The organism is uncultured Sunxiuqinia sp. (assembly GCF_963974515.1).
Lineage (GTDB): Bacteria > Bacteroidota > Bacteroidia > Bacteroidales > Prolixibacteraceae > Sunxiuqinia.
Genome location: NZ_CAXBDD010000003.1, coordinates 78,452 through 104,906 on the forward strand (window position 1 = coordinate 78,452; position 26,455 = coordinate 104,906).

Consider the following 26,455-nt stretch of genomic DNA (forward strand, 5'->3'; position numbering starts at 1 on the left):
ATTTTGTCTCAGCACCGGTTGAAGGCCGGATTCAATTTTCAATCGACCTCTTAGCATAAACGCATGTCAAAACTCAAAATATACAAAGCTTCGGCCGGTTCGGGAAAGACCTTTCGTCTGGCACTGGAGTACCTGAAAATCGCCTTGGCGAATGAATGGAATTACAAAAATATTCTGGCGGTAACCTTCACCAATAAGGCAACCACCGAAATGAAAGAGCGGGTGATTGAAGAATTGTACGTGCTGGCTAAAGAGCAGTCTTCGGCTTATTTGCCCATCCTCATGGATGAAATGAAGCTGAGTGCTGTGGAGATTGCTGACCGGGCCAGAAAAAGCCTAAAAAGGATTCTGCATGATTATTCCCGTTTTTCAATCAGCACCATCGACAGCTTTTTTCAGCGGGTCATCAAATCCTTTAACCGCGAACTGGGAATCAATGCCGCTTACCAAGTGGACCTGGAAGACAACCTGATTTTGGAAGAAGCGGTGGATGAATTGTTGTTATCTATTGAAGACAATCCGGAGTTGCTGGAATGGCTTAAAACGTTTGCCAATGAAAAGATACGGGAAGGTGGTGGCTGGAACCTAAAGAACGATATTCTGAAGCTTGGCGTACAGATTTACGACGAGACGTTTAAAGCACTCAATCAAACCCTGCATGAAAAGATCAACAACAAACAGTTTATCACCAACTATAAAAAGACATTAAACAGCCTGATTTTTCAGTTTGAAAGTACCCTGAAGAAAATTGGCCGCGCTGGTTTACAGGCAATGCAGCAACACGGGGTTTCGGTCGATGATTTCAAATACAAAAAAAGCGGAGCGTCCACTTCATTTCAGCGGTTGGCCGATTTCAACCTTGATACCTGGCCGGGAAAACGCGTGGTTGAAGCGGCTGACGATCCCGAAGTGTGGACCACGCAAACCTCGAAGGTTAATGTGAAGGAAGCTGTGGCGGCCCTCCAACCACTTCTGCAGGAAGCCGTAACTTTCTATTTTAAAAAACTGCATGAATATAACAGTGCCAAGCTCATTACCAGCCAGCTTTATACGCTGGGAATTTTGGTCGATTTGCAGTCCATGGTGCGCAAGGTGACGCAGGAAAAGGGCGTGGTGCTCATTTCCGAGTCGGGCACTTTGCTAAAAAAAATCATTGACGATTCGGACGCACCGTTTATCTACGAAAAGACGGGTGTTTTTTACAATCATTTTATGATCGATGAATTTCAGGATACGTCAGGCTTGCAGTGGGGCAATTTTAGGCCACTGATCACCAACGCACTGTCAGAAGACCATCTGGGAATGGTGGTGGGTGATGTGAAACAAGCTATTTACCGTTGGCGAAATGGTGACTGGAATTTGCTGGCAAGCCAGGTTGGGAAGCAGTTTCCAGCCAATGGAGTGGAGGAGGAGACTCTTCAGAAAAACTGGCGAAGTACCGGCAATGTCATTCGGTTCAACAACAGTATCTTCCAGATTTTGCCGAAGTTATTTCAGCAAAACATTAATAGTGAGTTGGAAGAGAACCGGCTTAAAGATACCGAAATGGCCAGGCAAATTGAGTTGCTGTATGGCGAAAGCCTGCAAGAAATAGCCAATGTCAAGCTGAATAATGAGGGTGCCGTTCGCATGCGTTTCTTTAATAAGCCCAAAGATCAAGAGAAAGAGGAATTGCTTGAAACAATTTTGGATGAGCTGGTGGAACGGATCCGGGAGGTGCAAAACATTGGTGCGAAGGGGCGGGAAATAGCCGTTTTGGTGCGTAAAAAGGATGAAGCCAAGTTGGTTGCAGACCGGCTGTTGCAGGAAAAATCGAAGTCGGATTTGAACTGCAATTTCAATATTCTTTCAAGCGAGTCGCTGTTTGTTAAAAATTCGCCCGCCGTGGGTTTTGTGTTGGCTTTGCTCCAGTTGCTTGCCGATCCGAACGATGATGTCGCCTTGGCGCTTGCGAATCATCTATACTACAACGAGCTGTTTGATCAGCTCAAAAGCATTGGCCAGGTGCCCGATTTGTCGATTTCTTCTTCTCCGCAACTGACCCTTGGATTTGAGGCGCATGAGAAACCGGATAAAACCAGTTGGTTTGAAAAACGAAAGCATGAAAGCAACGTGCTTTCTGACTTCTTATCCAGCGACTATTTTTCAGAAACGCTGGGCGGACGAAACATTCAGGAGATCGCCTTTAAAATTTCTGAAATCTTTAACCTGTTTAGTCTGAATGAAGAGCTGGCTTACTTACAGGCCTTTATCGACCAGGTGGCCGAATTTATGGTAACCCGAACGGCCGATATTGCGGCTTTCCTCGGCTGGTGGGATGAACAGGGACATAAGAAAACGGTTGCTGTTTCCGAAGAGCTGGACGCCATCCGAATCCAAACCATTCACAAAGCCAAGGGTCTGGAGTATAATTATGTGTTTATTCCCTTTTGCGATTGGAAAACAGATGTAGCGGCGCAACATGCACCCATTCTATGGTGTCAACCCAAGTTGGCACCTTTTGACCAACTGGAACTGGTACCCGTTAAATTTGAAAAACGAATGGGCGAATCTATTTTCTTTCAGGAATATTTTCAGGAAAAGATAAGTCATTACATTGATAATCTGAACATGCTTTATGTGGCCTTTACACGGGCACGCACCGCTCTGTTCACCTGGTCGGTTACAACCGGCAAGTTTGGAAATATGGCCGACGTACTGCATAATGCCATGGAGCTGGCTGATCATTTGCCTTTAAACGCAGCGGATTCGCTTTTTTGCAAATTGTCGGACTACTACGATTCAGACAATTCCTGCTTTTCGTTTGGTGAAATTTCTGTCTCATCGAAAAAAGAAAAAGTGAAAGAAAACGGACTGGTATTGAATGAATTTCGCTTCGCTGATTTTCATAATTGCCTGAACCTGAGAAAACGCAATGAGCACTTTTTTGCAGCCGATCAGTTGACTTCAACCAAAATAAACAAAGGCCGGATTTTTCATGAAGTACTGGCCCGGATTTCAACCGCAGCGGATGTTGACTTTGCTGTCAGTGAGCTGGTGTTTAAAGGTGTGGTGCAGGCCGCTGAAGGAGAACAAATGAAGCTGCAATTGCATGAGTTGGTCACCGACCCCGAAGTTAAATTATGGTTCGATGGGAGCTATCGGGTACTGAATGAGCGATCGATATTAACTGGCACAGAGTTGAAACGTCCCGACCGCATCATGCTGAACGACGAGGAAGTGATTGTGGTGGATTATAAGTCAGGCGAGATGGAACTGGACAAATATCACTACCAGGTTCGAACTTATGTGAATGAGTTGAAGCGCTGCGGCTACCCGAATGTTTCCGGCTACATTTGGTACACCCAAACCAATAAACGTGTAAAGGTTGGATGATTAGTTCTGAGGCACCGGTGGCTGTGTGCCTTGTCCGCAAGAACTTGCTAATCATCCAACGGAGTTGGATTCTGAATGCTCGAACCCGCGCCTTAGTATGTGTTTGTTTTTTTGAATTTGTCCGCCAGCTGGCAGATGGAATTCAATGCGGCGGTCACTGAGTGCCAGTGGTTCGACGAAACTGGAAACTGCGACTGCGACTAACAACTTACTGGAAGGTGGCGTTAAATCAAAACATTTCTCCTTTTACTATTGCCACATTTGCCCAAAAATGTAATTTTGTCACAAAATTCAACATTATGATTCAACGCATTCAAACGGTCTATATACTTATCGCTTCTATTGTAATCGGACTTTTATTTGCCCTGCCATTTGCCGAAATCGCTGCCAACGACAAGTTTTACCTGTTCAATATCCAAGGAATCTTGTATGACGGTGAGGTGGTTGAAAACGGGCTTCCAATTATGTTGTTTGTTGGAATCATTCTGATTATTCACATCGCGGCCATTTTTATGTATAAGAAACGGATTCGGCAAATGCGTCTTCTTGTTTTTGCTATTCTGCTGATGCTGGGTCTGTTTGGAATGTTTTATTTTTTTACATTCTACAGTTTTAAAGGTTTTGAAGTGAGCTTTAAAATAGCGGTTGTATTTCCATTGATTGCCATCATTCTTGATTACCTTGCCATTCGTAACATTGGAAAAGACGAAGCACTGATTCGCTCAATTGATCGGATTCGTTAGTTGGCAGGTTTCCTGGATTGCTATTCTTCCAGTTCGGAGCAATCAACTCCCAAACGGGCCATTTGTATTTCAATGTCTTTGGCGGCAATCCCCGGATGACATTCGATCCTTAAAATTTTTTCCCAATCTTCCAGGTCAACGTGAATGGAATGGACTCCCTCTGTTTTAGAAAGCAAGTCAATGATTAAATCCACTTTCAGTTGATTGTTGATGTTCGTTCGAAATACCAAAACTTCCAACTTGGAAGCTAAAACAGAATCTGACTTAATCATATAATTTTCAGTTTCGCAGGATACTCATGCAAATATATCGCACTGAATGACTTAATGAAAGGGGTAAATACGTCAATCTTACGGGTTGTTTGTGCCAGCCGTAATTCTTTTGGTGAGCAATAACCGCAGACTATCAGATTTGTTTTGACGCGCACATGAAAAAATTGACGAAGCAACAATTCAGCTTTCCTGAATGAATTCTTCGGCCATAAACTGAGTATTTTACCCAAACTGGTGGGACTGAAAAATGATGAGTCCGTAAATTCCAAACCTCAAAAGGCGGAACAAGGCAAAGTTCAGGTATCTATTCATTGGATATTCTGTGGTTCCGACAAGCATGCTGATCAGTGACCAAGGGAGTGGGGTAAGCGCTGCGGTGATAATCAGAAAAGATCCGTATTTTCGAAATAATGGCCAGTATTTGCTGAAAAACTTTCGACCTAAAAAGCGAAACATTACCACCTTTCGAAGATAACGACCTATTAAGAAGGCCAGGTAGCCAGCACCATACGATACACCTGCAAAAAATATCAGGTTGAAGACGTAATGCCAGGTATCACCTTTGAAATACGCCCACAACATAAAAATTTCGGGCGGAAATAAACCGAAAAAGATTTCGGATCCTATGTAGATTCCATAGATGAGCAACGGCCTGCTGTAGAATCTTTCAAGCCAAATATCTTGATTGTCGCTGACAATATACTCTTTAGCCAGCAAATACAAAACAGCAAGGATTGCTAACCAAAGCAGCCCTTTCAGTATGTTTTTAAAAAGGAATTTAAACTTTTTTATTAGTTTCATTTAGTGTTTTTATGTGACTCCAAATCCGTGTTTAAACGCATTTGGAGCCATTTTTCAGAAGCACAAACAATAAAAAGTCTTTCATGCATCCGTTGTTGAAAATCCCTTTTTAAAGTGGTACTGTTAAACTTTATCAATTTTCGAAGCCAGCTGGTGGTCTTTGTCGGTTACTTTGCCATCGCTGTGTGAGGTCAGGCTAATGGACACTTTTTTGTACGAATGAATCAGGATGTCGGGATGATGATCCATACTCTCTGCCAATTCGCCTACTTTGTTAACAAAAGCCAAAGCTTCCTTAAAATCCTTGAACGTAAATTCTTTTGTGATTTTCTCTGTTTCTTTATTCCAATCCATAATACTTGTTTTACTGTTGAAAACAAGTTGATTGTCGCTTAGTTCATTTTAATTCAGTCCTTTAATTTTTTTAAAAGCCAAGCCATATTCTCACCCAGTGTATCCATAATCTCCAGTCCTTCTTCGTCTTGCAATACAGCGCCTTGCGGACCTCCAATTGCAAAATTCCAATAACTTGAACCAGGTATGATCATTTGGCTAATCAGAAAGAAGTTGTTGAGCGTGGTAAAGGCATGGAGTTGTCCGCCACGTCGAACGGCCAGCACGCCAGCGCCAACCTTTTTCTTTAGCAGATGACCATTTCCGCGGGTCACATACCCGGCTACATCAATGAGTGCCTTCATTTCGGTATTTACATCGGCGAAATATACCGGGGACCCCAGCAATATACCATCAGCCTCGAGCATTTTTTCAATGCATTCGTTAATGGCGTCGTTCTTAATATGACAGCGCCCGTTCTTTATTTCACGGCACTTGCCGCAAGCGGCGCAACCATGCACTTGTTTCCCGCCAAGCTGGTAAAGCTCCGTTTCAATGCCGGCTGCCTGCAGTGGCTGAAATACCCGTTCGATCAATAATTTGGTGTTGCCATTTTTACGCGGACTTGCGTTTATTGCTAATACTTTCACGTTGTTGCTTTATCGTTGATTTTTAGTTGCTGAAAACATAGGAAATCAGATTGGCCCCCATCTGAAGGGCTTTTTTTCTAACTTCTGGTGGATCGTTATGCACGGAAGGATCTTCCCAGCCGTCACTCAAATCTGATTCATACGTGTAAAAACAAGCCAACCGCCCCTCAATAAACAAGCCAAAACCTTGTGGTCGTTTATTGTCATGTTCATGAATTTTGGGCAGACCATTTTCAAACTGGTATTTTTGCCTGTAAATCGGATGGTCGGGTGGGAGTTCCACAAACTCTTGGTCGGGAAATACTTTTTTTATTTCGCGTCGGATATATTCGTCCAATCCATAATTATCATCGATGTACAAAAAACCGCCAGCTTCCAGATAGACTCGCATATTCCGACTCTCTTCTTTCGAGAAAATCACGTTGCCGTGTCCCGTAAGGTGGACAAACGGGTAATTAAATAATTCGATGCTGCCAAGCTCAACCGTTGCCGGATTGGGATCAATGTTGGTGCTGATTTCCAGGTTGCAAAACCGAATGAGATTGGGCAAGGCCGTTGGATCAGCATACCAGTCCCCGCCGCCATTGTACTTTAACAAAGCCACCTTTAAATTCGGGTTTTGGCTGAAAAGTACAGGCGCAAGAAACAAAAATAGAATGGTGACATAGCTTGTTTTCATGTCCGGTTTTATTTAAAAAACAAAGATAGCAAGAATGAGCAATATCGCCAGTTGGAGGGCGAGTAGAAAGTGAATAAAGCACATCATGAATAATTTAGCTCATAGTAATCGATTCAGTTGGAGGCCGACATCGAATGGAGCATAAAATAAGATTCGAAGGTATTTTTATAGAACTGATTTAAATTCCAGTTGTTATCTTTGCCGAATGCTAAATAGTGCGAAAAGGATGTAGCGAGTAGGTTTAATCAGAAATCAAGAGACGATGATTAAAGTGCGAGTTGCATGCATTGCTGCCGCAAGCCGATGAGAAGCAGTTTAGTACAAAAATGATACACAGTTAATTTGAAACGATAAACATATGAAAAAGAGTTTTACAACCCGGTCGCTTCATGTTCCTTTTTCGAAAATTGATGCCCACAGGGCGTTGGATATGCCTGTTTATGAATCGGTTGCATATGATTTTGAAACGGCCGAAGATATGGTTGATAACTTCAGTGGCAGACTGCCTGCTCATGTTTATTCGCGGTCGAGCAATCCTACTGTCGAGTACTTCGAGCAAAAAATGAAAGCGCTCACCGGTGCTCACCAAGCCTTAGCCGTTGCTTCCGGAATGGCTGCCATTTCCAATACGATTTTAGCTATTTGTAAAAGTGGGGATAACATTATCTCCGGAAATCACTTGTTTGCCCATTCCTATGCTTTGCTTGACCACAGTTTACGTAATTATGGCCTTGAATCACGCTTTGTTGATACCACCGATGCTGATGCGGTAGAGAAACTGGTAGATAAAAATACCAGGGCGATTTATTTTGAAACAGTGACAAATCCCCAACTGGAGATTGCCGATATTTCAAAATTGGCTGCGATAGCCAGAAAATACGATTTGGTTTTGATTGCCGACAGCACGGTTACACCACCCGTAATCTTCAATGGTCGTTTTCATGGCATTGATATCGAAGTGATGTCAACGACCAAACATATTTCAGGGGGAGGGACTTCATTTGGTGGTGTCATTTTGGATCATGGGAGCTACAACTGGTCGCTTAATCCCAACCTGAAATCCTTCAGCATAAAGTTTGAGAAAGATGCTTTTATTGCCCGTCTGCGTAAAAACTATTTTCGAAATACAGGCGGGGCTATGTCAGCTCATACAGCTCATTACCAGATCATGGGACTAGATATTCTTGAGCTTCGCTTCGAGCGTTCTTATGAAAACTGTCTAAAACTGGGCGAATTTCTGTCTCAGCATTCATTGGTAACAAACGTAACCTATCCCGGCTTAAAAGATTCGGCTGGATACGAGCTGGCAGTCACGCAGTTTGAAGGAAAACCGGGAACGATCCTAACCTTTGAACTGGAGTCGGAAGCAGCCTGTTTCACGTTTATGAATCATTTGCGTACAATTCGGCGTGCCACCAACCTCAATGACAACAAATCGCTGATTATTCATCCTTGGTCAACCATTTATGCTGAATTTACAGAGGAAGAACGGCTGGCAATGAAAATCAGTCCAACGGCTGTCCGATTGTCAGTGGGGATTGAAGCGGCTGCAGATTTGATTGAAGACATTGAATCTGCTCTGGGGGCGTTGGATTAGGCGCATCAGCGTTGCAAGGATTATTCCGATACTTCTTTTTTTCTTTCTTGTGCGTCGGGGAGGGTGAATATGAAACGTGATCCTGCACCTTTAGCCGATGAAACCTGAATTTTTCCTCCAAGCATTTCAATGTATGCTTTCGAAATGGAAAGTCCCAGTCCGGCTCCTTCGTAGGCCTTTGACACCGAAGTGTCGGCTTGGACAAAACGATCGAAAATAGCGTTCAGCTTTTTCGGCTCAATTCCAATTCCGGTATCATTCACGAAAAATTCAAGGGTGCTACCATGGATTTCATATCCAAACTCTACCTTTCCGGTTTCGGTATATTTGATTGCATTGTTGATTAGATTGGTGAGTACTGCCTGGACTTTTTCCTGGTCGCTCAGAATCACCGGATGGACGTTGGTAAAGGGCTTTTTGCACAAGAATTGAAGACCTTTTTGTTGAGCCATCGGCAGAAAGAAATTGAAAAGCTTATCCACTTCGATGTTAATATTTACCTTGGTTAAGTCGACTTTCATCTGCCCGGATTCAATCTTTGAGATGTCAATGATTTGATTGATCAGGTTGAGCATACGTTCTCCGCTTTCTTCAATAATCCGAATATAACGTTGTTGCATTTTGTGATCCAGAAAAGGTTCTTTTAACAGACTTGCAAAGCCTAAAATTCCGTTCATTGGAGTTCGGATTTCGTGGCTAATATTGGCCAGAAAGGCTGATTTTAGGCGGTCACTTTCTTCTGCTTGTTCCTTCGCCTTGATTAATTCTTTTTCAGCTTTTTTTCGCTCATCAATGTCTCGTATTGAGCCTTCAAAGCCGACGTATTCATTATCGTTGCCGATGATCAGATGTGCATTGATAGAAACAAATTTCAGGGGGCCGCTTTTCGTCGTAAACCTGGCCTCAAAATCCCAAACCTCTCCATCTTTTTTAATCTGTTCGATCAAATGATTGAAAATAGACGGATCTTCAAAAAGAATCGTCGCCCTGCAATTGATCAGTTCATTGATCGAATGGCCATTCATGCGGGATATAGATGGGCTGATTTCCATAAGCTTACCGGCTTTGTCAATCTGAAAAAATACATCCTGAATATTTTCAAAAATATTCCGGTACTTTTCCTCACTTCGCTTGAGCTCTTCTTCCGCCTTGATTTTTTGCTGTTTCAGGTGCGTTTCAAAAAGTGCCTGTTTAATAGCCGGGCATAAGCGCTGGAGGTTTTGTTTGAGGAGGTAATCAGTTGCTCCATATTTTAACATTTCAACGGCAATTTCCTCTCCTAATGTACCAGAAACGATAATAAAAGGTGTTTCGGGATAATGTTCGGAGCAAACCTGTAACGCTTCAATCCCATTGTATCCAGGTAAATGATAATCGGCCAATATTACATCAAAATTGAACTGATTAAGCGCTTCCAAAAAGTGCTTTTCATTATCTACCCGTCTATAATCGATTTTCCATCCCTCTCTTTTGAGGGTCATCCGGATCAGATCGGAATCTTCCGGTGTGTCTTCAAGATGAAGCACGCTGATTTTTTCGATTTCAGTCGTGTCGCTGTATAATTGCCCTGACGAAATTTCTGATGCAGAACGAATCATTCGTCTAACAAATCCGCTATCACTTTCTTGCATATTATCCATTCATTGAAATTTGTGCATTCTACTACCTTATCTACCACATGGCAAAAACAATTACGCCTATGCTGAATTTAATTAACAACAGGCGTTTTATTTTGTGCCCTTCGCTTAATATGGGCACATCAAATTTCTTTAAACTCTCTCTTAGCTTTTCTCAAGCTGGCACAAATAGAATGGTTTTGACGACGTTCATTAAGTTGACTAGTCAAAAAAAAGTCTCGCAACCCGAAAGCACTGGCGGGGAATTACAAATCCCTGCTTTCCAAATATAAATAATTCAGAATACATTACGTCTAAAAGTGGGAGATTTTTGTTTAAATAGCTTTCGGATAAGATATTACTTTTGCCGTTGAGTTGGCACTCGTTGAAGTATGGACAAATTCGAAATATGGAATCTTGAAATTTTTAGGATTGAAAAATGATGTCAATGTCAACCAGGTCGTGAATCGCAGTGCTATAGAAGGAGCATCTCAAAAAAAAACGGGTTGCCATCGTCATGGCAACCCGTAATTCATAATTTAGTTTAGTTAGACCAGAAAATAAATATTGGTTTAAAGAGAGAAAAGGTATTCTATAATTCTTTCATTTAAAAGTAGTTGTTTTCAAATGCTCTGCTAATATAGCAACTATTTCATTTGAATATTAAAAAAACCTTAAAATTTCTTAATGAATAGGAAATACTGCAATTTGGTCATGATATAAATATTTGTTTATCAGACGTTAAAAAATGTAAATATGTTGTACAATACATTTGAAACTGTAACATATTTGATCGAAAATGTTTCAATATTCCAGAAATGTCATCGAAAAACTGTGAACTTGACAAGACAAAACGGTCTTTTATTCCTAATCATGAAGTTTTTTTATCTTTGCGAGCAAATTTCTGAACATGCAATTGTATAATCGATTCAACAAAGAAGAGCTGAAAGTGCGCTTGATGGCTGAGACATTCAAACGAAAAACCATTTCATTTTATCGTTATGTGTCGATTCAGGAACCTCTGGAATTTCGAAATCAACTGTACCACGACTGGAGCGCCTTGGGTTGCCTGGGGCGAATTTATGTTGCCCGCGAAGGTATCAACGCTCAAATGAGCGTCCCTGAACACCATTTGGAAACATTTTTGGCTCAGCTGAACGAGGCACCCGAGTTGAAAGAGATACCAATTAAATATGCGATTGAAGATGATGGTAAATCATTTTACAAGTTGACGATCAAAGTACGCCCAAAGATTGTTGCGGACGGATTAGATGAAAACGTCTTCGACGCCAGCAATGTCGGAAAACACTTAACCGCGACGGAATTCCACGACCTAGTGGATGATCCGGAATGCCTGCTAATAGATATGCGAAACCATTACGAAAGCGAAATTGGTCACTTTAGAGGAGCTATTTGCCCCGAAGCCGATACTTTTCGTGAAGAAATTGAGCTTGTCGTCAATGACCTGAAGGACCAGAAAAATCGAAAAATTTTGTTGTACTGCACTGGAGGCATTCGTTGCGAAAAAGCCAGTGCCTATCTGAGGCATCACGGGTTTAATGATGTCAACCAACTGCATGGCGGAATTATTGAATATGCCCGGCAAATTAAAAAGCTGAACCTGAACTCGAAGTTTGTTGGCAAAAACTTTGTTTTTGATGAGCGGCTGGGTGAAACCGTCAATGGAGAAGTGATTGCGCATTGTCACCAATGTGGGCGGAAGTCTGATACGCACACCAACTGCGCCAACAATCTGTGCCACATCCTTTTTATCCAGTGTGAAGCATGTGCGAAGGAATTTGAAGGATGCTGTACAAACGAATGTAAAACGGTTTTACACGCCTCCGAAGAGGAACGCTTGTTGTATGTTCAAACTTTCAAGCGTAAATTTGGCAACCGAAAAAGCTTTCGGAAAAGCATCGATAATAAGTTAAATCTCGATGGTCAGGCAGCAAAGGCATAGTAATGAGTAATTTTTGGCAAGATATTAAACAACCGATCATGGCATTGGCACCGATGGAGGATGTGACGGATACTTCCTTTCGTGAGTTGGTAGCCAGCATTTCAGAAACCGGATGTTTGCATGTGTTATTTACCGAATTCACAGCGGTAGATGGTATGAACCACCCCAAAGGCAAGCTGCGGGTTGCGGAACGGCTTATTGTGAGTGAGACCGAACGGCAACTTCTGAAAGAAAAAGGGATTCGGCTGGTGGCACAGATTTGGGGAAACAAGCCGGAGGTGTTCCACAAGATTACCAAAGAAATTACCGAAGAGTATGCGTTTGACGGCATCGACATCAATATGGGTTGCCCGGTAAAAAATGTGGTAAAACAAGGATCGTGTAGTGCCTTGATCGATCAGCCGGCCTTGGCGCAGGAAATTATTCAGGCCTCAAAGGAAGCCACGCATCTGCCAGTTTCGGTAAAAACCAGGACAGGTGTTAAGCAACACGATACGGAGCGGTGGATTAACCAACTGCTGGAAACCAGGCCGGCGGCCATTACTTTACACGGCCGCATTCAAAAACAGCAATCGGAGGGCGAAGCCAACTGGGGCGAAATCGCCAAAGCTGTTGGGTTGCGGGATGCGTCGGGCCTTAAAATTCCGATTCTGGGAAACGGTGATGTGCTATCTTATGGGCAGTCGGCTGACTATTCGCAGCAATATGGGGTGGATGGCATTATGATCGGACGAGGGATTTTTCACAATCCCTGGTTTTTCAATTCCATTCCCAAAAATCCAGATAAAGCCGAGAAACTTGAGCAACTGGTTAGGCACACCCGACTCTTTGAGAAGAATTGGGGAGGCATTAAAAACTTCAATATTTTGAAACGCTTTTATAAAATCTACGCCAATGGATTTGAAGGTGCTGCCCATTTAAGAGCAGAGCTCATGAATGCCAACACATTCGACGATGTTTACCGGCTAATACAAATGCAAAATTACCCCGTCGATTTTTCCGAACGCTAGTGCGAACACGAATCGTGATCTCTGCAAACGGAATTATCAGGCTGGTAGTCCTTGTTCTTCCAACGTTCAATAGCGGCTTCAATTGATCCGCTAAAACCCGCTACAACCTCAATATTTACTGATTGTAGTTTGTTGATGGCTCCTTGTCCGATGCCGCCAGCCAACAAAACCGATATTCCTTTGGCTGCCAGCTCCTGTGCCAGGTTGCTTTTGCATCCGCAATTTTCTGCTGCAGCCATTTTGTACCGTTTTGTAACTTGCAGTTGGTCATTCAATTCAACGACCGAAAAGTATTCGCAATGACCAAAATGTTCGTCAATTTGATCTGCTTTGGAGGGTATGGCAATTTTTTTCATCTTTTTTTGATTTTATTTTTGTTTATTTTTGGTGCAATTTTCGATACAAATATAAAGAACAAATGCTCTTAAAGGCAAGTTTTAATGAAAATCAGACGTCTGTTACGAATTTGGCATCGCGACCTGGGATACTTCATCACTGGTTTAGTGCTTATTTATGCGGTTTCAGGAATCGCACTTAACCATCGCAAAGATTGGAATCCGGATTACCGGGTGGTTTCCGAAACAATGCTGTTTGATGAGAGACCATGGAGAGCGTACAGTGCTGAAGAAATAAGGCAGGTGCTAAAGCTTTTCGATCACGGACCGGTTTATAAAAAGCATTTCAACAGCAATCAAAAAGTCGTAAAGATATTTATTGAAAATGGGATGATAATTTATGATCCGCTCAATGGAACCGCTGAAATGGAGCTGCTTGTCAGACGACCAGTTTTCTATCACATCAATAAATTACATATGGCAGCTACTTCCAAAGCTTGGATTTGGGTGTCTGACATTTTATCGGTCGTTTTGATCTTTGTGTCGGTATCCGGATTATTTCTGCTTGGTGGGAAAAATGGACTTTCCGGAAGGGGATGGTGGCTGACCTTGTTGGGTTTCATTGTTCCTCTGTTCTTTCTGATTTTTTACATATCTTGACCGTTAAAAACTAAAAATTGAGTTGTATGAAAAAACTTAGCTTTATTCTATTTGGTTTATTGATTCTCGCAGCCTGCCAGTCATCGCGCCAAAATTCGGAAAGCTCAAATGAAGAACTTCTCACTTTTACAGTAGATGAAATTCAGCAACAAGGTGATGATTTTGTTGGAAAGGAAGTTGTTGTCACCGGAATGGTTTCGCATGTTTGCAAACATAGCGGCGCCCGTTGCTTTTTAATGGGAAGCCAGGAGGAGGCAACCATTCGCGTTGAAGCCGGCCACCAGATTGGCTCCTTCAACCAGGAGCAAATGGGGAGTGACTTAAAAGTGAAGGGCGTATTGCAGGAAATTCGGATTGATGATGCCTACGTAGCCGAGATGGCGGCTGAAATAGAAGATGAAGGCACCGTCAGCGACGCGGATCATGCCATGGGGCACGATGGAAACCATGAAGTTGATGGCGGAGATCATGATCAGGATCAAGTGAATCAGCTTGCGAAAATGCGCCAGAAAATCGAGGCCAGCGAAAAAGGTTACTACTCTATTTTCTACCTCGATGGAATATCAAGCGAAGAAGTTGAATAAGTTGACAGAGCCCGTGTGCTTGGCAGCCTCTTTTTAATGTTATTTCGCTTCGCTTGCGGGTACGAATTTCAAAGAAACTGAATTTACACAATGGCGGGTGTTTTTAGCCGTAAAACCTTCACCGGTAAAAACATGGCCCAAGTGTCCTCCGCAATTTGTGCAGGTAATTTCGGTCCGTCTTCCGTCGGCATCGGTCGTTCGTTTAACGGCTCCTGCGATTTCATCATCAAAGCTGGGCCAGCCACAGCCCGAATCAAACTTATTGGCCGACTGGTACAAAGGGGCGTCGCATTGTTTACAAATATATGTGCCCGCTTCTTTGTGCTTGTCATATTTTCCGGAGAAAGCAGGTTCTGTGCCTTTATGGATGATGACATATTCTTCGAACTGATTTAACTGATTGTATTCCATGATTGTATTGTTTTTAAGATTCTGTGTACAGGCGGGTACGGACCAGTCCAGCAATAGGAGCAATATAAAATAACTGAATTGTTTCATCTTCACTCGTTGTTCCACCTGAAAGAAAAAGAATGTCACTGTTTTTTTATACAGACAGCCAGATGGATGATTTTGTTCGGCAATCATTACCCTCTGTTATTTTTGTCATATTTTGCGCTTTTGGTGTTCTGAGTTAAAAATGATTTGAAAAATATTGAATGGAGCTTTGGCTTTAACTGTCAAAAGTAAGGTATCTTGCGGCCGAAATCAGAAACAGAAAATAATTCCAATAATTTATGGAAATACCCATAATCTACCAGGATGAATATCTTTTGGTTGTTGATAAGCCAGTTGATCTGCCGGTGCATAAAAACGATTTTATGCCTCACGATGCGCCGTACCTGACCAAATTGATTGGCGACGAGACCGGACAGTGGATCTACAATGTGCACCGGCTCGACTCAAAAACATCCGGCCTGATTATTCTGGCTCGCTCATCGGAGGTGGCGCATCATCTAACGTTACAGTTTGAGCGAAAGGAAGTTGATAAGGAGTACTTGACTATTGTGTTGGGGGAAGTGCCCGATAAAGGCTTTTTTGACGGGAAGGTAGTCGTTAAGAAAAAAAGCAAGTTCAAAAAGGATGCCTTGACACGCTTTCAGCGGGAGCGGCTGGTGCAAACCAATATTTCGTATAAAGAACACACCAATGTTTGCCTGAGTCTGGTTCGTGTAATGCCGGATACGGGACGTTGGCATCAAATCAGGCAGCACTTTGCCAAAAACCGACACGACATTGTTGGCGACTCGCACCATGGCGATTTCACCCTGAACAAGCTAATCAAAGCCGAATGGGGATTTAGCCGGTTGATGTTGCACGCGTCGAAACTGGCCTTTACTCACCCGGTGTCGGGTGAAAAGCTAAGTTTTGAAGCTAAATTTCCAGATGAGTTTGAACGATTGCTTGAGGCTGTTCAAGCATAGTTATGAGGTAGTAGTCATTTTTGTTGTGGGCGAGTCGGTTCTTGAAGGTGCTATCGACAGGGATGAACAGGTGGAATTTGAAACTGCAACTGAAGGGAGGCCAGACTCCTCAAGAATTTGAAATCGCCTGGATCGGAAGCAGGTACAAAAATGAGAAAAAGTGGCAGATGGAGCCACCTAAAATGAATAGGTGAAAAACGAGATGGAAAAATGGCACTTTTGGAAACAGATAAAAAATGGCTCCCGATGTGTAGCTTAGTCCGCCCGCCAGCAAAAACCAAAGCGACGTGTTGGGGACATTCTGAATGACGGGTACAATAGCCACAACAATCAGCCAACCCATAGCCACATAAAGCCAAGCCGAAAGGTTACGCCATTTAGAGGAGTAGAACCGCATCTTAAAAACAATTCCAGCAATAGCCATCCCCCAAATCAGTCCAAAAATCGTCCAGCCAATCCATCCACGAAGCGAAATCAACGAAATGGGCGTGTACGAGCCAGCAATCAGAATGTATATGGCCGAGTGGTCTACTCGGTTCAGTTTGGCTTTTAGCCGCGGATTTTTGGCACTGTGAAAGAGGGTCGAAGCAAGGTACAACAAAATCATGCTGGCTCCAAATACTGCAAAACTGACAATGTGCCAGGCATTGCCGTAAAGCGCACCAAACACGGTTAAAATGGTTACTCCGGCTATTGCCAGCCCAATCCCGATGCCATGCGAGATGCTATTGGCGATTTCTTCCGCCCGAATTAAGTTCTTTCCTTTTACTTTTTTCATTTTGTCCGATCTGTTGTTTGCTGTCCGTATTTCTCAGCCAGCTCCCATTTCAAATGGCCAAGTGCTTTTGTCAGCCATTTGATTTCTCTGCAAGGACAAAATTAGAAATAAATCAGAAAAACTGATTGATTCAATTTCCCGCCAGATGTAGCGCGAAAACACCAGCACCGATCGACACCCATTTGTTGCCTTCAATAAAACCATTATTTGTTTTCATAGGCTTTTTTCAGCTCGGCAATATCCAGCTTTTTCATTTGCATCATGGCCTTCATTACTCTCCCTGACTTTTCAATGTCGGGATCGCCAATCAAATCAGCCATTATTGAGGGGACAATTTGCCAGGAAACGCCATATTTATCTTTAAGCCAGCCACATTGCTGTGCATTCAAATCGCCTCCTGTAGATAGGTTATCCCAGAAATAATCGACTTCTTCTTGTGTTTGACAGGCAATCATCATTGATATTGCCTCTGTGAACGCAAAAGCGTGTTGTAAACTACTATCCATCGCTGCAAATTGCTGTCCGTCAAGTTTGAATGCCGCATAATTGAGTGTTCCTTCGGTGCCGCCTTCGCCTTCTTTGTAGCGGCTGAGCGCCCCAACCGAAGAGTTCTCAAAAACAGAAGTATAGAAATGAATGGCCTCTTCTGCCTTCCCATTATTTCGACCTACAAAGAGGAGCGACGGAACAATCCTCGCCATATCGTTGGTGAGATTTAATTGCCACGATAGGCCATACTTATCTTCAATCCACCCATATTTTTCGCTAAACGGGTACTTGTTTAGTGGCATTAGTGCGGTACCTCCCTCTGAAAGCCGTGCCCATAAGCGATCAACTTCTTCCGGGGTCTGACAGTTGATGAAGAAAGAAATCGCGGGGGTAAATTTAAAATGGGGCCCAGCATTCAAGGCTGTAAACTGAAATCCTTGAATTTGAAAATCAATGGACAAGACAGTTCCCGGTTCCATCCGGTGGGTTTCCTTTCCTGCTTCGCCATAGTAGGAAGTTCGGCCAATACGCGAGTTGTCGAATAGGGAGGTGTAAAAAGCGGTTGCTTCTTCAGCCTGGTCGCTAAACCATAGGCATGGTCTGATTTTTTGTTGATGTTCTTTTTCGTTTGTGCCATTCCTTGCAGGATGACTCTTTTCTGTCGTTTTCATATTTCATTTATTTTCTGTTGATCGATATACAAACTTAATAATCACTTTCGTTGTTAACAATGTGTAATGCCGTCATATTAAAGGGCGTATTGCGACATTAAACCACAAAACCTGAAAACAATGAAACATGTATCAATACTTATTCCGAATGGACATTATAGTCTCGTGAACATTGAGGGGACTCACCAGATTTTTTCCTGGGTGAATGAATTTCTGCAATCAACCAACCGCGAACCCTTGTTTAATTTGCATTTGGTTGGTGTTTCCCGGTCGATGACCCAAACCAATGGTCTGTTTACGATTAACCCCGATTTGCTGATTGATGAAGTCACAAAGACCGATCTGATCATCATTCCAGCCATTCATGGCGACCTGCGGCAAAACCTGCGGATGAATGCTTTCCTGGCGCCTTGGATTGTTAATCATTACCACCGTGGTGCCGAAGTAGTCAGCTTGTGTATTGGCTCCTTTTTTCTGGCAGCTACGGGCTTGCTGAATGGAAAGCCCTGTTCCACCCACTGGCAGTTTGCGCACGAATTCAGAAAGCAGTTTCCGAAGGTTATTCTGAAGGATCATAAGATTGTGACCGAAGCAGATGGTATTTATACCAGCGGAGGAGCATATTCATTCACCAACCTGCTGATGTATCTCATTGAAAAATATACTGATCGCGAGCTTGCAGTCATGGCTTCGAAAGCTTTTATGATTGACATTGAACGTTACAGCCAGTCGCCGTTTATGATGTTTATGGGGCAGAAAGCACATCAGGATGAGGTGGTTTTGAAGGCGCAGGAGTTTATTGAGCAAAATTTTTCGGATAAAATTACCATTGACAAATTGTCGCAGCAGGTGAACGTCGGGCGACGAACGTTGGAGCGCCGGTTCAAGCGGGCAACATCGAATACCATTGCCGAATACATGCAGCGGGTAAAAATGGAAGCCGCGAAAAAAGAACTGGAAGCGGGAGTTAAAACTGTGAGCGAAGTGATGTATGATGTGGGTTATGTCGATGTGAAGGCTTTTCGCGATGTGTTTAAAAAAGTGGCTGGTATTTCGCCAATCGAATATCGGAATAAGTACTCATCTAAAAGTGAGAAAGTGAAGCATGTGAAAGAAAGGCTGGCAGTTTAGTTCAACGAATTGAATCAACCCACCAGCGCTATTCATCTCTTGACTCATCTAACTACAAAGCCGCAATCACACGCTTAAGTCGGTCAGTAATATCTGTAGCAATCGCCTCCAACGCTGGATTCTCTACGGCCATCATGGAGGCAATCGGATTCACAGCGGCCACTTCAACTTTGTTGTTACTGGTTTCCTGTACAATGACATTGCAGGGCAGCATGGTGCCAATCTTATCTTCAGCTTGCAAGGCCTGATAGGCTGCCGGTGGATTACAGGCACCGAGGATCCGATATTTCCGGAAGTCAACATCCAACTTTTCTTTCAGCTTTTCGTGGATGTTAATTTCAGATAAAACACCAAATCCCTCTTTTTTCAACTCTTCTGTCACTTTTTCAACGGCCTCGTCAAAGGTGTAGTCCGTCACTTTATCAATGTAATACTTCATGATTATTGTTCTTTTAGGTGATTAATAAAATTTATTTAAATCGAGTTTAAATCGTCATATGTTCATTGTTGTTAAGCTAACAACAGTTTGGAGTTCGCCTTTGTTTGCTCCTGTCGAATTTGTCAGATCGGTAAGGACTCAAGTAGGAATTTAGCTGTAATTTACGAATATAAAAATGTTGGGGCAGGCTGTGCATTTACTTCAGATCCTTTCTGCGTTTTTCATACTCCTGCTGGTCAATTTCTCCTTTGGCGTAACGGTCTCTCAGAATATCAAAGGCCGTTTTATGTCTTCTTCTCGGTTTTCGCTTACGCTTTCCAACCGTGCGCAAGAGAAGCCAAAGCATGGCCAAAATCAGAATAAGAACAATGGTCCAGCCAAAGCCCATTCCCCAGCCATGAAATTCAAATCCATTCATCATATCAGGTCTCCTTTTCTTAAAAATTAGTGGTTAATATGTAGTTTCTTTTTTAACAATTGGGCATTGATGGCGACAATGATAGTGCTAAGACTCATTAATCCTGCTCCAAGTGCCGGGCTGATAAGTATGCCCGATTGGTACAAAACACCTGCAGCCAAAGGAATCGCCACAATGTTGTAAGCTGTTGCCCAAACAAAATTCTGGATCATTTTTCTGTAAGTTTCCTTTCCAAACATCACCAGCGAAACGATGTCGTTTGGATTGCTGTTAACCAGAATGATATCAGCAGTTTCGGCAGCAACATCGGTCCCTGATCCGACAGCTATACCAACATCGGCTGTGGCCAGAGCAGGCGCGTCGTTGATTCCATCGCCGGTCATGGCCACAAACTCGCCTTGTTGCTGAAATTCCTTTACTTTATCCAGCTTTTCGTCGGGCAGAATGCCGGCAAAATAACCATCCAAGCCCAGTTCCTCGCTGACACTTTTGGCTACTTGCTCGTTGTCGCCAGTCATCATGTAAACCTTCATTCCATTCTCTTTCAATGTTTTTATTGCCTCGTACGATTCTTCACGAATCTCGTCGGCCATGGCAATAAAGCCTGCAAGCTGGTCATCAACCACGACAAAAACAATAGTTTCCTTCCCATTCTGACTGGCTTCATCCGGAATATCTAGGTTGTTTTCCTTTAGAAAGCCAGGACTGACCACTTTTACTTTTCGCTCCCCAATGTCCGCTTCAATTCCCTTTCCGGTCAGGGCTTTGAAATTCTCGATGTCCGGAAGTTTAATTGTCTCTTCTTTCACTTTATCCAAAATGCCGATCGCCAGCGGGTGTTCGGATTCAGATTCGACTGCACCGGCCAGCTTTAAAATTTCGTCATCTGACAACTGTTCTTGGACTGACTGAAAGCGCGTCACCCCAAAATTGCCTTTGGTCAGCGTACCGGTCTTGTCGAAGGCCATTAAGGATATTTTACGCGAATTTTCAAAGGCTGTCCGGTTGCGGATCAGCAGGCCGTTTTGTGCCGATATGGATGTTGAAATGGCCACCACCAGAGGAACTGCTAATCCCAATGCATGTGGACAAGTAATGACCATCACGCTGGCCATGCGCTCAAGCGCGAAGGCAAAAGGCTCGCCAGCTGCCAACCAAACCGCCAGGGTGCCAAAGCCAATGGTCAGGGCTACAATGGTCAACCAAAAGGCAATGCGATCTGCTAAATGTTGAGTTTTTGATTTTTTATTTTGGGCATCCTGCACCATGTTAATGACTTTTTCAAGGTACGCATCTTCACCTACTTGCTCCACCTTTATCTTAAGCGAGCTGTTGCCGTTGATTGTTCCACCGATCACCTGGTCGTCTGTTGATTTTTTGACCGGCTGCGATTCACCGGTAACCATAGCCTGGTTTACGTTGCTTTCTCCCTCGCTAATTACCCCGTCAACGGGTATTTTTTCACCCGGACGCACCAGCACCAGGTCTCCTTTTTCAAGCTGATCAACAGTTACATCTTCTGTATCGCCATTTTTCAGTCGGTGGGCTTCCGACGGCATCAAGTCAACCAGCTGTTGTAACGATTTTGAAGCTCCCATCACCGATTTCATCTCAATCCAGTGCCCGAGCAGCATAACATCAATTAATGTAGCGAGTTCCCAGAAAAAGGTTTTGCCTTCCAGTCCGAAGGTGGTGGCCGAACTGTAACCCCAGGCGATGGTAATAGCCACCGCAATCAACGTCATCATGCCCGGTTGTTTCTTTTTAAGCTCGTCAGCCAGACCTGTCAAAAAAGGCCACCCACCATAAAAGTAGACGACGGACGACAAGCTGAACAGGACATAATTGGAAGCATCAAAGGTCAGTTCATAGCCAAGCAAATCCTGGATCATCGGTGACAGAATGAGAATCGGCAAGGTAAGTGCTAACGATATCCAAAACCGTTTTTTAAAGTCCTGGATCATGGCCGCATGATGCCCGGAATGGTCATGAGAACCATGATCGTGATGATCCCCTCTCACATTTTCTTCTTCCCGGGAATGATGATGGTGGTGTTCTTTTTCCTCCGCTGATTCGCTTCTCTTTTCGGGAGTGTTGTGGTTCTGCTTGTTCCTGTCAAATGAGGGATTGTGATGGTCGTGCTTCTTTTTTGTTCCTGATTTCGTTTCGGATTTTTCGTGTCTGCTTTCATGGGCTTGCTCATTTTGTTTTTCATGTTTTCCGGAATGCTCCTTGTGATGCTGATCGTCAGATTGATCTCTGTTTTTATTGTGATCACTGAGATCTGAGTGCTTGTGTTGGTCCATAGCTGTCTTTTTTCAATCTAAAACTGAAAAAACCATGCCATCAAGAGTTCGATTTTTCAATCCTGCGGAGTACGCTGAAATAGCCTGATAATAAGTTTGATTGTTTGTTTTTGTACGTGGCAAACAGTACACGGGTGTTGTACTTTTTCTACACCAAGAATCTAATGTTAAAATAGCCGATCAGAAAGTTGTCAGATGCAAAACACCGGGGTAAAATTTTCGAATTAAGCGTCACGATTACCATGTTGAATTTAAATGCTACCTTTGCGTCCTTTATTTATCATCCCATCACTTTTAGAAACTATTTTTAGATGGGAACAAAAATTAGTGAATGACACCATTTGAAAAGTTAGAAATCATTGAGCCAATTCTGAAGGCCTTAAAAGAAGAAAATTACACGAATCCAACCCCGATACAAGAAAAAGCCATCCCCATCATACTCTCTCGAAAAGACGTGCTTGGAAGCGCTCAAACCGGAACGGGAAAAACAGCTGCTTTTGCAATTCCCATTCTGCAACACCTTTTTCATGACCAGCGGCAACGTAATCACCAGCGCATGATCAAGTCGTTGATTATTACGCCAACCCGCGAGCTGGCTATTCAGATTGGGGAAAGTCTGTCGACTTACGGAAAGTACACAGGCATTAAAAATACCGTGATTTTCGGCGGGGTGAAGCAAGGTGCCCAAACAAATGCCTTGCGCAGTGGTATCGATATTTTGGTTGCCACGCCAGGACGCTTGCTCGATTTAATGGATCAGGGCTTTATTAGCCTGAGTCATATTGAGTATTTTGTGCTTGATGAAGCCGACCGCATGTTGGATATGGGTTTCATCAACGAAATTAAAAAGATTATTGCCAAACTGCCTGCAAAGCGACAGTCGCTGTTTTTTTCGGCCACCATGCCCGACAATATTGTTGAGCTGTCATCCAAAATCCTGAGAAACCCGGAAAAGATTGATGTCAGTCCGATTTCGTCTACTGCCGAAACTATTACTCAGTACTTGTATTATACCAACAAGAGCGACAAGAACGACCTGCTGGTTCACATTCTGAAGAACCAGAAACTGGACCCGGTATTGTTGTTTGCCCGTACCAAGCATGGAGCAGACAAAATTGTACGTAACCTGCAAAAGCACAAGATTGAATCGGCTGCCATTCACGGTGATAAGGCCCAAAATCAGCGGCAAAAGGCGCTGGCTAAATTCAAAGACCGCGAAATCAGGGTGCTGGTAGCTACTGACATTGCTGCGCGCGGAATCGACATTGACAAGCTGAAGTATGTGATTAATTACGACATTCCGAATGTGGCTGAAACCTACGTACACCGCATTGGTCGGTCGGGCAGGGCAGGCGACGAGGGGGTTGCCATTTCAATGTGCGAGCCCGAAGAGAATGCTTATGTCAAAGATATTGAGCGCCTGATCAATCAACGGATTGAACGCGTACAGCAAAATCCTTATCCGCAAACGGATAAGCCTATGACGGCCAATGAAAAAAAGGCCTTTGAAAAGGAAAAGAGCAAGCGAAAGCAGGAGTTCTTCGCCAATCGAAATAAATCGCAAAACCGATCATATCGGCGATAAAAAAAAAGAAGCCAATTTTGGCTTCTTTTTTTTTATCGCTACAGTTTTCTTCCCACATAGAATACATAGCCGTAATAGGCTTTATACTTAATGTACAGCTTTGCTTCGTGCCGTTGGTTGGCGATCAACGCTTTGGCTGTTTGATTTCCTGCATGCTTCTTTCGAAAAGCATCCTGAGCCGAAACTTGTGGTACATAAAAATGTTCGATCCAGCAGTTTTCGGGCAAGATAAAGCTGGCCACAGGAACATAGCCGGCATGTTGCATTTGGCCCAACTTGTTGGGAATAGTGTCAATTCCCGGGTAAGCATCCTGCCAGAAGGCATCGATTTCGTCAGGCCGCTCTTCGGTGAACCACGAAGCTTCTGTGATGGCGATGTACCCACCAGGTTTCAGAAATTTCCGCCATTCGTTTAAGCCCCGTTCAAAGCCGATATTGTAGATCGCGCCTTCCGACCAGATCATGTCTAAGGTTTCCGGTTGAAAAGGAAGCTTGTCCATCGAACCTACAACGCCTTTTACGCGATCCTGCAAGTTCAGCTTGCCGGCGTTGTGGTTAAAAAGGTCGATAAACACGGGAAATAAATCGATGCCTGTAATTTGTCCCGGCGCATGCTGTGCCAGCACCATGGTTTGTCCGCCAGTTCCGCACCCAATGTCAGCAATGTGCGATTCACCGCTCAGTCCACTAATAAAACTCAAGGCTTTTAAAGTCACTTCGGGGCTTCCCGGCCCTTGTCGTTCCAGGTTTGAAAAATATTCGCAAATTAAATCGAAGTCAAATTCGTGAATAGATGTATGATCGTTATCCATGAGTGTTGAAATTTATAGGATTGAAACCCTTAAGCAAAGAATGTACGATTGCTCTTCAGATTTCAACAGGTTATTAAAATCGAGATGTGAAAATAACTCCGACAAGTACATGCCCGAGTTCAATTGAGGGATAACCAGCGGCGAATGCCCCGGGTTATTTACTTTACCCGATCCGTTTCAATTTTAAACATCCAATGGTTTTAGATCAAACAAAGGTAGGAATTTCTTTAGACGCAGAGGGCATCCGCCAAACAATAAAGTCGGTGCAAAGCAATTAGCTCTTCTCGTTAAGCAGAAACCTTTCCGTGTAATGTAGGAATTTTTAGATGGAAGTGTAGAGTCAAGCATCCAGAATCCAGAATCGAGAATCAGCAATCAATCCTCAATCTCTATACCATCTTTGCGAAAAAATACCAGGCCATCATGCCCGAGACAATCAGTTTAAGCAGGGTTCCCACTAAAAAGCCGAGAAACGAACCGAAGCCGGATCGAAAAGCCTCGCGCGATTGTTTGCCGCTGCTGAGTTCGCCCAGCACTGCGCCCAAAAACGGGCCGACAATAATTCCGAAAGGCGGAAAAAGCAACATTCCGACCAGTAGACCAATGATACTTCCCCAAACCCCGCGTTTGCTTCCGCCAAACTTTTTGGTGCCCCAAATCGGAATGAGGTAATCGAGCAAATACACGACGATGGTAATCACACCCCAAACAATTAAGAAGTTGGTGGAAAACTGGTAGCGCTCCGTGAGGTGTAACAGGATCAGCCCCACATAACTTAATGGCGGCCCGGGAAGAACTGGCAATATACCCCCTAAAATACCACTGATGATAAAGAGAACGCCCAACGTAATTAAAACGTAATCCATAGCTAAGTTGTTGGTTGTGTTTGTTTTCGGGCAACCGTGGCCAGCAGGCCAATCAACACCAGACTCAGTCCGGCTACCAGGTAGCTGACCATTAGCTGCTCTTCCTTCTCAAGCAGGAAGAAGGAGAACTGGCTGATCTCGTCCCAATATTCGATGGACAGCAGTACCAGTATATTATTGATGGAGTGCCCTATGATGCAGGCTAAAATATTGCGCGTAATAACCATCACCCAGCCCAACAGCAAGCCCAGTAAAAAAGTAGCCGGAAATTGCCAGGGGTTTAAATGAAACAAGGCGAAGAACAAGGCCGATACCAAAATGGCGATAATCTTGGGGTAGTTGCGCATAAAGCCATGCATAATTACACCACGGAAAATCAGCTCTTCAACAATGGGGGCAACAATGGCGACTTTCAAAAAGGCGCCTAAAAAGCCATAATCGTTTTCAAAGATTCGTTCGAAAAGCTCCCAAAACCAAGGCGGGGGAGGAAACACCTGGTCGATTTTCTTGTTGATTTCACCCAAAAACACATGTGCTGCCGCTAAAAAAGTCAGCACAGGAATAAAAATAAGCAGGTTAAACCGCTTGATTGGAAACAAGATGCCGAGTTTGGTTTGAGCTTTCCGGTAGGCAAAATAAAGGATAAACAAGATGGAGCCGAGCGAAAGGGCGATCTTCTTAATCGGATTCGACAAATACTCTGTACCATGGTAATAATCCCAAATCGCCAATGGAAAATCAACCACGGTTTGAATGAAGATGTATAAAATAACCAAATGTGCCGCCCCTAAGATTGTCGGGAAGTAAGGTCTCTGAGTCGAATTCATAGTTCGTTTTAAACTTGCTCTAAAATAGCGGACTTTTCCTTAAAATGAAACAGGAGACGCTATAATTAGCACCTCCTGCTTTATTTCCTTATCA

The 26,455-nt window shown here is 43.4% G+C and carries 25 protein-coding genes and 1 pseudogene; 10 read left to right on the top strand and 16 right to left on the bottom strand.

The window, feature by feature from the left end; all coding sequences use genetic code 11:
* Positions 1–63 precede the first annotated feature (63 nt).
* Together AAC033_RS01680 and AAC033_RS01685 are read left to right on the top strand one after the other, a co-directional pair.
* A complete protein-coding gene (locus tag AAC033_RS01680) occupies positions 64–3,375 on the top strand; it encodes a UvrD-helicase domain-containing protein (protein WP_339734693.1) in 3,312 nt (1,103 codons plus the stop codon).
* Between the two features lie 299 nt (positions 3,376–3,674).
* Positions 3,675–4,118, top strand: coding sequence for a DUF4293 domain-containing protein (locus AAC033_RS01685; protein ID WP_339734695.1), 444 nt, complete (start codon positions 3,675–3,677; stop codon positions 4,116–4,118).
* A 20-nt stretch (positions 4,119–4,138) separates the two neighbouring features.
* Here the strand turns inward: AAC033_RS01685 and AAC033_RS01690 are convergent, their stop codons facing one another.
* The 5 genes and pseudogenes from AAC033_RS01690 to AAC033_RS01710 form a co-directional block, all read right to left on the bottom strand.
* The gene (locus tag AAC033_RS01690) at positions 4,139–4,390 is read right to left on the bottom strand and encodes a hypothetical protein (protein ID WP_339734697.1); all 252 of its coding nucleotides are present in this window, start codon (positions 4,388–4,390) and stop codon (positions 4,139–4,141) included.
* Positions 4,391–4,612: 222 nt separating this feature from the next.
* Positions 4,613–5,191, bottom strand: coding sequence for a hypothetical protein (locus AAC033_RS01695; RefSeq protein WP_339734699.1), 579 nt, complete (start codon positions 5,189–5,191; stop codon positions 4,613–4,615).
* Between the two features lie 123 nt (positions 5,192–5,314).
* Positions 5,315–5,551, bottom strand: a pseudogene (locus AAC033_RS01700) (4a-hydroxytetrahydrobiopterin dehydratase); the annotation flags it as partial.
* A 47-nt stretch (positions 5,552–5,598) separates the two neighbouring features.
* Positions 5,599–6,174, bottom strand: a complete 576-nt coding sequence (locus tag AAC033_RS01705; RefSeq protein ID WP_339734701.1) for a flavodoxin family protein — start codon at positions 6,172–6,174, stop codon at positions 5,599–5,601.
* A gap of 22 nt (positions 6,175–6,196) precedes the next feature.
* Positions 6,197–6,853, bottom strand: coding sequence for a DUF4159 domain-containing protein (locus AAC033_RS01710; protein ID WP_339734703.1), 657 nt, complete (start codon positions 6,851–6,853; stop codon positions 6,197–6,199).
* A 358-nt stretch (positions 6,854–7,211) separates the two neighbouring features.
* Here AAC033_RS01710 and AAC033_RS01715 point away from each other — a divergent pair, with 358 nt between their 5' ends.
* Entirely contained in the window at positions 7,212–8,450 is a 1,239-nt protein-coding gene (locus AAC033_RS01715) for an aminotransferase class I/II-fold pyridoxal phosphate-dependent enzyme (protein WP_339734705.1), read from the top strand.
* A gap of 20 nt (positions 8,451–8,470) precedes the next feature.
* Here AAC033_RS01715 and AAC033_RS01720 read toward each other — a convergent pair whose 3' ends face one another.
* Complete coding sequence (locus tag AAC033_RS01720; RefSeq protein ID WP_339734707.1) at positions 8,471–10,090, bottom strand: ATP-binding protein; 1,620 nt, start codon at positions 10,088–10,090, stop codon at positions 8,471–8,473.
* 886 nt (positions 10,091–10,976) lie between these two features.
* On the opposite strand from AAC033_RS01720, the gene AAC033_RS01725 reads away from it, so the two are divergent.
* Entirely contained in the window at positions 10,977–12,029 is a 1,053-nt protein-coding gene (locus AAC033_RS01725; protein ID WP_339734709.1) for a rhodanese-related sulfurtransferase, read from the top strand.
* A 38-nt stretch (positions 12,030–12,067) separates the two neighbouring features.
* Entirely contained in the window at positions 12,068–13,039 is a 972-nt protein-coding gene (locus tag AAC033_RS01730) for a tRNA-dihydrouridine synthase (protein ID WP_339734711.1), read from the top strand.
* Here AAC033_RS01730 and AAC033_RS01735 read toward each other — a convergent pair.
* Positions 13,036–13,395: a NifB/NifX family molybdenum-iron cluster-binding protein gene (locus AAC033_RS01735; RefSeq protein WP_339734713.1), complete on the bottom strand. Its 360-nt coding sequence runs from the start codon at positions 13,393–13,395 to the stop codon at positions 13,036–13,038. The genes AAC033_RS01730 and AAC033_RS01735 overlap by 4 nt on opposite strands.
* Before the next feature lie 84 nt (positions 13,396–13,479).
* On the opposite strand from AAC033_RS01735, the gene AAC033_RS01740 reads away from it, so the two are divergent.
* Together AAC033_RS01740 and AAC033_RS01745 are read left to right on the top strand one after the other, a co-directional pair.
* Positions 13,480–14,034 carry a PepSY-associated TM helix domain-containing protein gene (locus AAC033_RS01740; RefSeq protein ID WP_339734715.1) on the top strand — a complete coding sequence of 185 codons (555 nt, stop codon included), beginning with the start codon at positions 13,480–13,482 and terminating at the stop codon, positions 14,032–14,034.
* A gap of 26 nt (positions 14,035–14,060) precedes the next feature.
* Positions 14,061–14,618 carry a hypothetical protein gene (locus AAC033_RS01745; RefSeq protein WP_339734717.1) on the top strand — a complete coding sequence of 186 codons (558 nt, stop codon included), beginning with the start codon at positions 14,061–14,063 and terminating at the stop codon, positions 14,616–14,618.
* Between the two features lie 39 nt (positions 14,619–14,657).
* Here AAC033_RS01745 and AAC033_RS01750 read toward each other — a convergent pair whose 3' ends face one another.
* Positions 14,658–15,029, bottom strand: a complete 372-nt coding sequence (locus AAC033_RS01750) for a methionine-R-sulfoxide reductase (RefSeq protein ID WP_339734719.1) — start codon at positions 15,027–15,029, stop codon at positions 14,658–14,660.
* Positions 15,030–15,352: 323 nt separating this feature from the next.
* On the opposite strand from AAC033_RS01750, the gene AAC033_RS01755 reads away from it, so the two are divergent.
* The gene (locus tag AAC033_RS01755; RefSeq protein ID WP_339734721.1) at positions 15,353–16,039 is read left to right on the top strand and encodes a pseudouridine synthase; all 687 of its coding nucleotides are present in this window, start codon (positions 15,353–15,355) and stop codon (positions 16,037–16,039) included.
* Positions 16,040–16,148: 109 nt separating this feature from the next.
* Here AAC033_RS01755 and AAC033_RS01760 read toward each other — a convergent pair whose 3' ends face one another.
* Positions 16,149–16,817, bottom strand: a complete 669-nt coding sequence (locus tag AAC033_RS01760) for a hemolysin III family protein (protein ID WP_339734723.1) — start codon at positions 16,815–16,817, stop codon at positions 16,149–16,151.
* A 203-nt stretch (positions 16,818–17,020) separates the two neighbouring features.
* Positions 17,021–17,977: a VOC family protein gene (locus AAC033_RS01765; RefSeq protein ID WP_339734725.1), complete on the bottom strand. Its 957-nt coding sequence runs from the start codon at positions 17,975–17,977 to the stop codon at positions 17,021–17,023.
* Positions 17,978–18,097: 120 nt separating this feature from the next.
* On the opposite strand from AAC033_RS01765, the gene AAC033_RS01770 reads away from it, so the two are divergent.
* On the top strand, positions 18,098–19,108 hold the full coding sequence (locus AAC033_RS01770; RefSeq protein WP_339734727.1) for a helix-turn-helix domain-containing protein: 1,011 nt from the start codon (positions 18,098–18,100) through the stop codon (positions 19,106–19,108).
* A gap of 52 nt (positions 19,109–19,160) precedes the next feature.
* Here AAC033_RS01770 and AAC033_RS01775 read toward each other — a convergent pair whose 3' ends face one another.
* From AAC033_RS01775 to AAC033_RS01785, 3 genes are all read right to left on the bottom strand, one after another.
* Complete coding sequence (locus AAC033_RS01775; protein WP_339734729.1) at positions 19,161–19,547, bottom strand: DUF302 domain-containing protein; 387 nt, start codon at positions 19,545–19,547, stop codon at positions 19,161–19,163.
* A gap of 196 nt (positions 19,548–19,743) precedes the next feature.
* Positions 19,744–19,968: an SHOCT domain-containing protein gene (locus AAC033_RS01780; RefSeq protein WP_339734731.1), complete on the bottom strand. Its 225-nt coding sequence runs from the start codon at positions 19,966–19,968 to the stop codon at positions 19,744–19,746.
* A 23-nt stretch (positions 19,969–19,991) separates the two neighbouring features.
* Complete coding sequence (locus tag AAC033_RS01785) at positions 19,992–22,271, bottom strand: copper-translocating P-type ATPase (RefSeq protein WP_339734733.1); 2,280 nt, start codon at positions 22,269–22,271, stop codon at positions 19,992–19,994.
* 331 nt (positions 22,272–22,602) lie between these two features.
* Between AAC033_RS01785 and AAC033_RS01790 the strand changes: the two genes are divergently transcribed.
* Positions 22,603–23,856: a DEAD/DEAH box helicase gene (locus AAC033_RS01790; RefSeq protein ID WP_339734735.1), complete on the top strand. Its 1,254-nt coding sequence runs from the start codon at positions 22,603–22,605 to the stop codon at positions 23,854–23,856.
* Between the two features lie 38 nt (positions 23,857–23,894).
* Here the strand turns inward: AAC033_RS01790 and AAC033_RS01795 are convergent, their stop codons facing one another.
* From AAC033_RS01795 to AAC033_RS01805, 3 genes are all read right to left on the bottom strand, one after another.
* The gene (locus AAC033_RS01795; protein WP_339734737.1) at positions 23,895–24,668 is read right to left on the bottom strand and encodes a class I SAM-dependent methyltransferase; all 774 of its coding nucleotides are present in this window, start codon (positions 24,666–24,668) and stop codon (positions 23,895–23,897) included.
* 389 nt (positions 24,669–25,057) lie between these two features.
* A complete protein-coding gene (locus tag AAC033_RS01800; protein WP_339734739.1) occupies positions 25,058–25,534 on the bottom strand; it encodes a DUF456 domain-containing protein in 477 nt (158 codons plus the stop codon).
* A gap of 2 nt (positions 25,535–25,536) precedes the next feature.
* Positions 25,537–26,361, bottom strand: a complete 825-nt coding sequence (locus AAC033_RS01805; protein WP_339734741.1) for a CPBP family intramembrane glutamic endopeptidase — start codon at positions 26,359–26,361, stop codon at positions 25,537–25,539.
* Positions 26,362–26,455: the final 94 nt, after the last annotated feature.

What these genes read in the sequence shown, in the direction of transcription:
- AAC033_RS01680 (WP_339734693.1), top strand. Translation starts at nt 64, where the DNA reads ATGTCAAAACTCAAAATATACAAAGCTTCGGCCGGTTCGGGAAAGACC.
- AAC033_RS01685 (WP_339734695.1), top strand. Translation starts at nt 3,675, where the DNA reads ATGATTCAACGCATTCAAACGGTCTATATACTTATCGCTTCTATTGTA.
- AAC033_RS01690 (WP_339734697.1), bottom strand. Translation starts at nt 4,390, where the DNA reads ATGATTAAGTCAGATTCTGTTTTAGCTTCCAAGTTGGAAGTTTTGGTA.
- AAC033_RS01695 (WP_339734699.1), bottom strand. Translation starts at nt 5,191, where the DNA reads ATGAAACTAATAAAAAAGTTTAAATTCCTTTTTAAAAACATACTGAAA.
- AAC033_RS01710 (WP_339734703.1), bottom strand. Translation starts at nt 6,853, where the DNA reads ATGAAAACAAGCTATGTCACCATTCTATTTTTGTTTCTTGCGCCTGTA.
- AAC033_RS01715 (WP_339734705.1), top strand. Translation starts at nt 7,212, where the DNA reads ATGAAAAAGAGTTTTACAACCCGGTCGCTTCATGTTCCTTTTTCGAAA.
- AAC033_RS01720 (WP_339734707.1), bottom strand. Translation starts at nt 10,090, where the DNA reads ATGGATAATATGCAAGAAAGTGATAGCGGATTTGTTAGACGAATGATT.
- AAC033_RS01725 (WP_339734709.1), top strand. Translation starts at nt 10,977, where the DNA reads ATGCAATTGTATAATCGATTCAACAAAGAAGAGCTGAAAGTGCGCTTG.
- AAC033_RS01730 (WP_339734711.1), top strand. Translation starts at nt 12,068, where the DNA reads ATGGCATTGGCACCGATGGAGGATGTGACGGATACTTCCTTTCGTGAG.
- AAC033_RS01735 (WP_339734713.1), bottom strand. Translation starts at nt 13,395, where the DNA reads ATGAAAAAAATTGCCATACCCTCCAAAGCAGATCAAATTGACGAACAT.
- AAC033_RS01740 (WP_339734715.1), top strand. Translation starts at nt 13,480, where the DNA reads ATGAAAATCAGACGTCTGTTACGAATTTGGCATCGCGACCTGGGATAC.
- AAC033_RS01745 (WP_339734717.1), top strand. Translation starts at nt 14,061, where the DNA reads ATGAAAAAACTTAGCTTTATTCTATTTGGTTTATTGATTCTCGCAGCC.
- AAC033_RS01750 (WP_339734719.1), bottom strand. Translation starts at nt 15,029, where the DNA reads ATGGAATACAATCAGTTAAATCAGTTCGAAGAATATGTCATCATCCAT.
- AAC033_RS01755 (WP_339734721.1), top strand. Translation starts at nt 15,353, where the DNA reads ATGGAAATACCCATAATCTACCAGGATGAATATCTTTTGGTTGTTGAT.
- AAC033_RS01760 (WP_339734723.1), bottom strand. Translation starts at nt 16,817, where the DNA reads ATGAAAAAAGTAAAAGGAAAGAACTTAATTCGGGCGGAAGAAATCGCC.
- AAC033_RS01765 (WP_339734725.1), bottom strand. Translation starts at nt 17,977, where the DNA reads ATGAAAACGACAGAAAAGAGTCATCCTGCAAGGAATGGCACAAACGAA.
- AAC033_RS01770 (WP_339734727.1), top strand. Translation starts at nt 18,098, where the DNA reads ATGAAACATGTATCAATACTTATTCCGAATGGACATTATAGTCTCGTG.
- AAC033_RS01775 (WP_339734729.1), bottom strand. Translation starts at nt 19,547, where the DNA reads ATGAAGTATTACATTGATAAAGTGACGGACTACACCTTTGACGAGGCC.
- AAC033_RS01780 (WP_339734731.1), bottom strand. Translation starts at nt 19,968, where the DNA reads ATGATGAATGGATTTGAATTTCATGGCTGGGGAATGGGCTTTGGCTGG.
- AAC033_RS01785 (WP_339734733.1), bottom strand. Translation starts at nt 22,271, where the DNA reads ATGGACCAACACAAGCACTCAGATCTCAGTGATCACAATAAAAACAGA.
- AAC033_RS01790 (WP_339734735.1), top strand. Translation starts at nt 22,603, where the DNA reads ATGACACCATTTGAAAAGTTAGAAATCATTGAGCCAATTCTGAAGGCC.
- AAC033_RS01795 (WP_339734737.1), bottom strand. Translation starts at nt 24,668, where the DNA reads ATGGATAACGATCATACATCTATTCACGAATTTGACTTCGATTTAATT.
- AAC033_RS01800 (WP_339734739.1), bottom strand. Translation starts at nt 25,534, where the DNA reads ATGGATTACGTTTTAATTACGTTGGGCGTTCTCTTTATCATCAGTGGT.
- AAC033_RS01805 (WP_339734741.1), bottom strand. Translation starts at nt 26,361, where the DNA reads ATGAATTCGACTCAGAGACCTTACTTCCCGACAATCTTAGGGGCGGCA.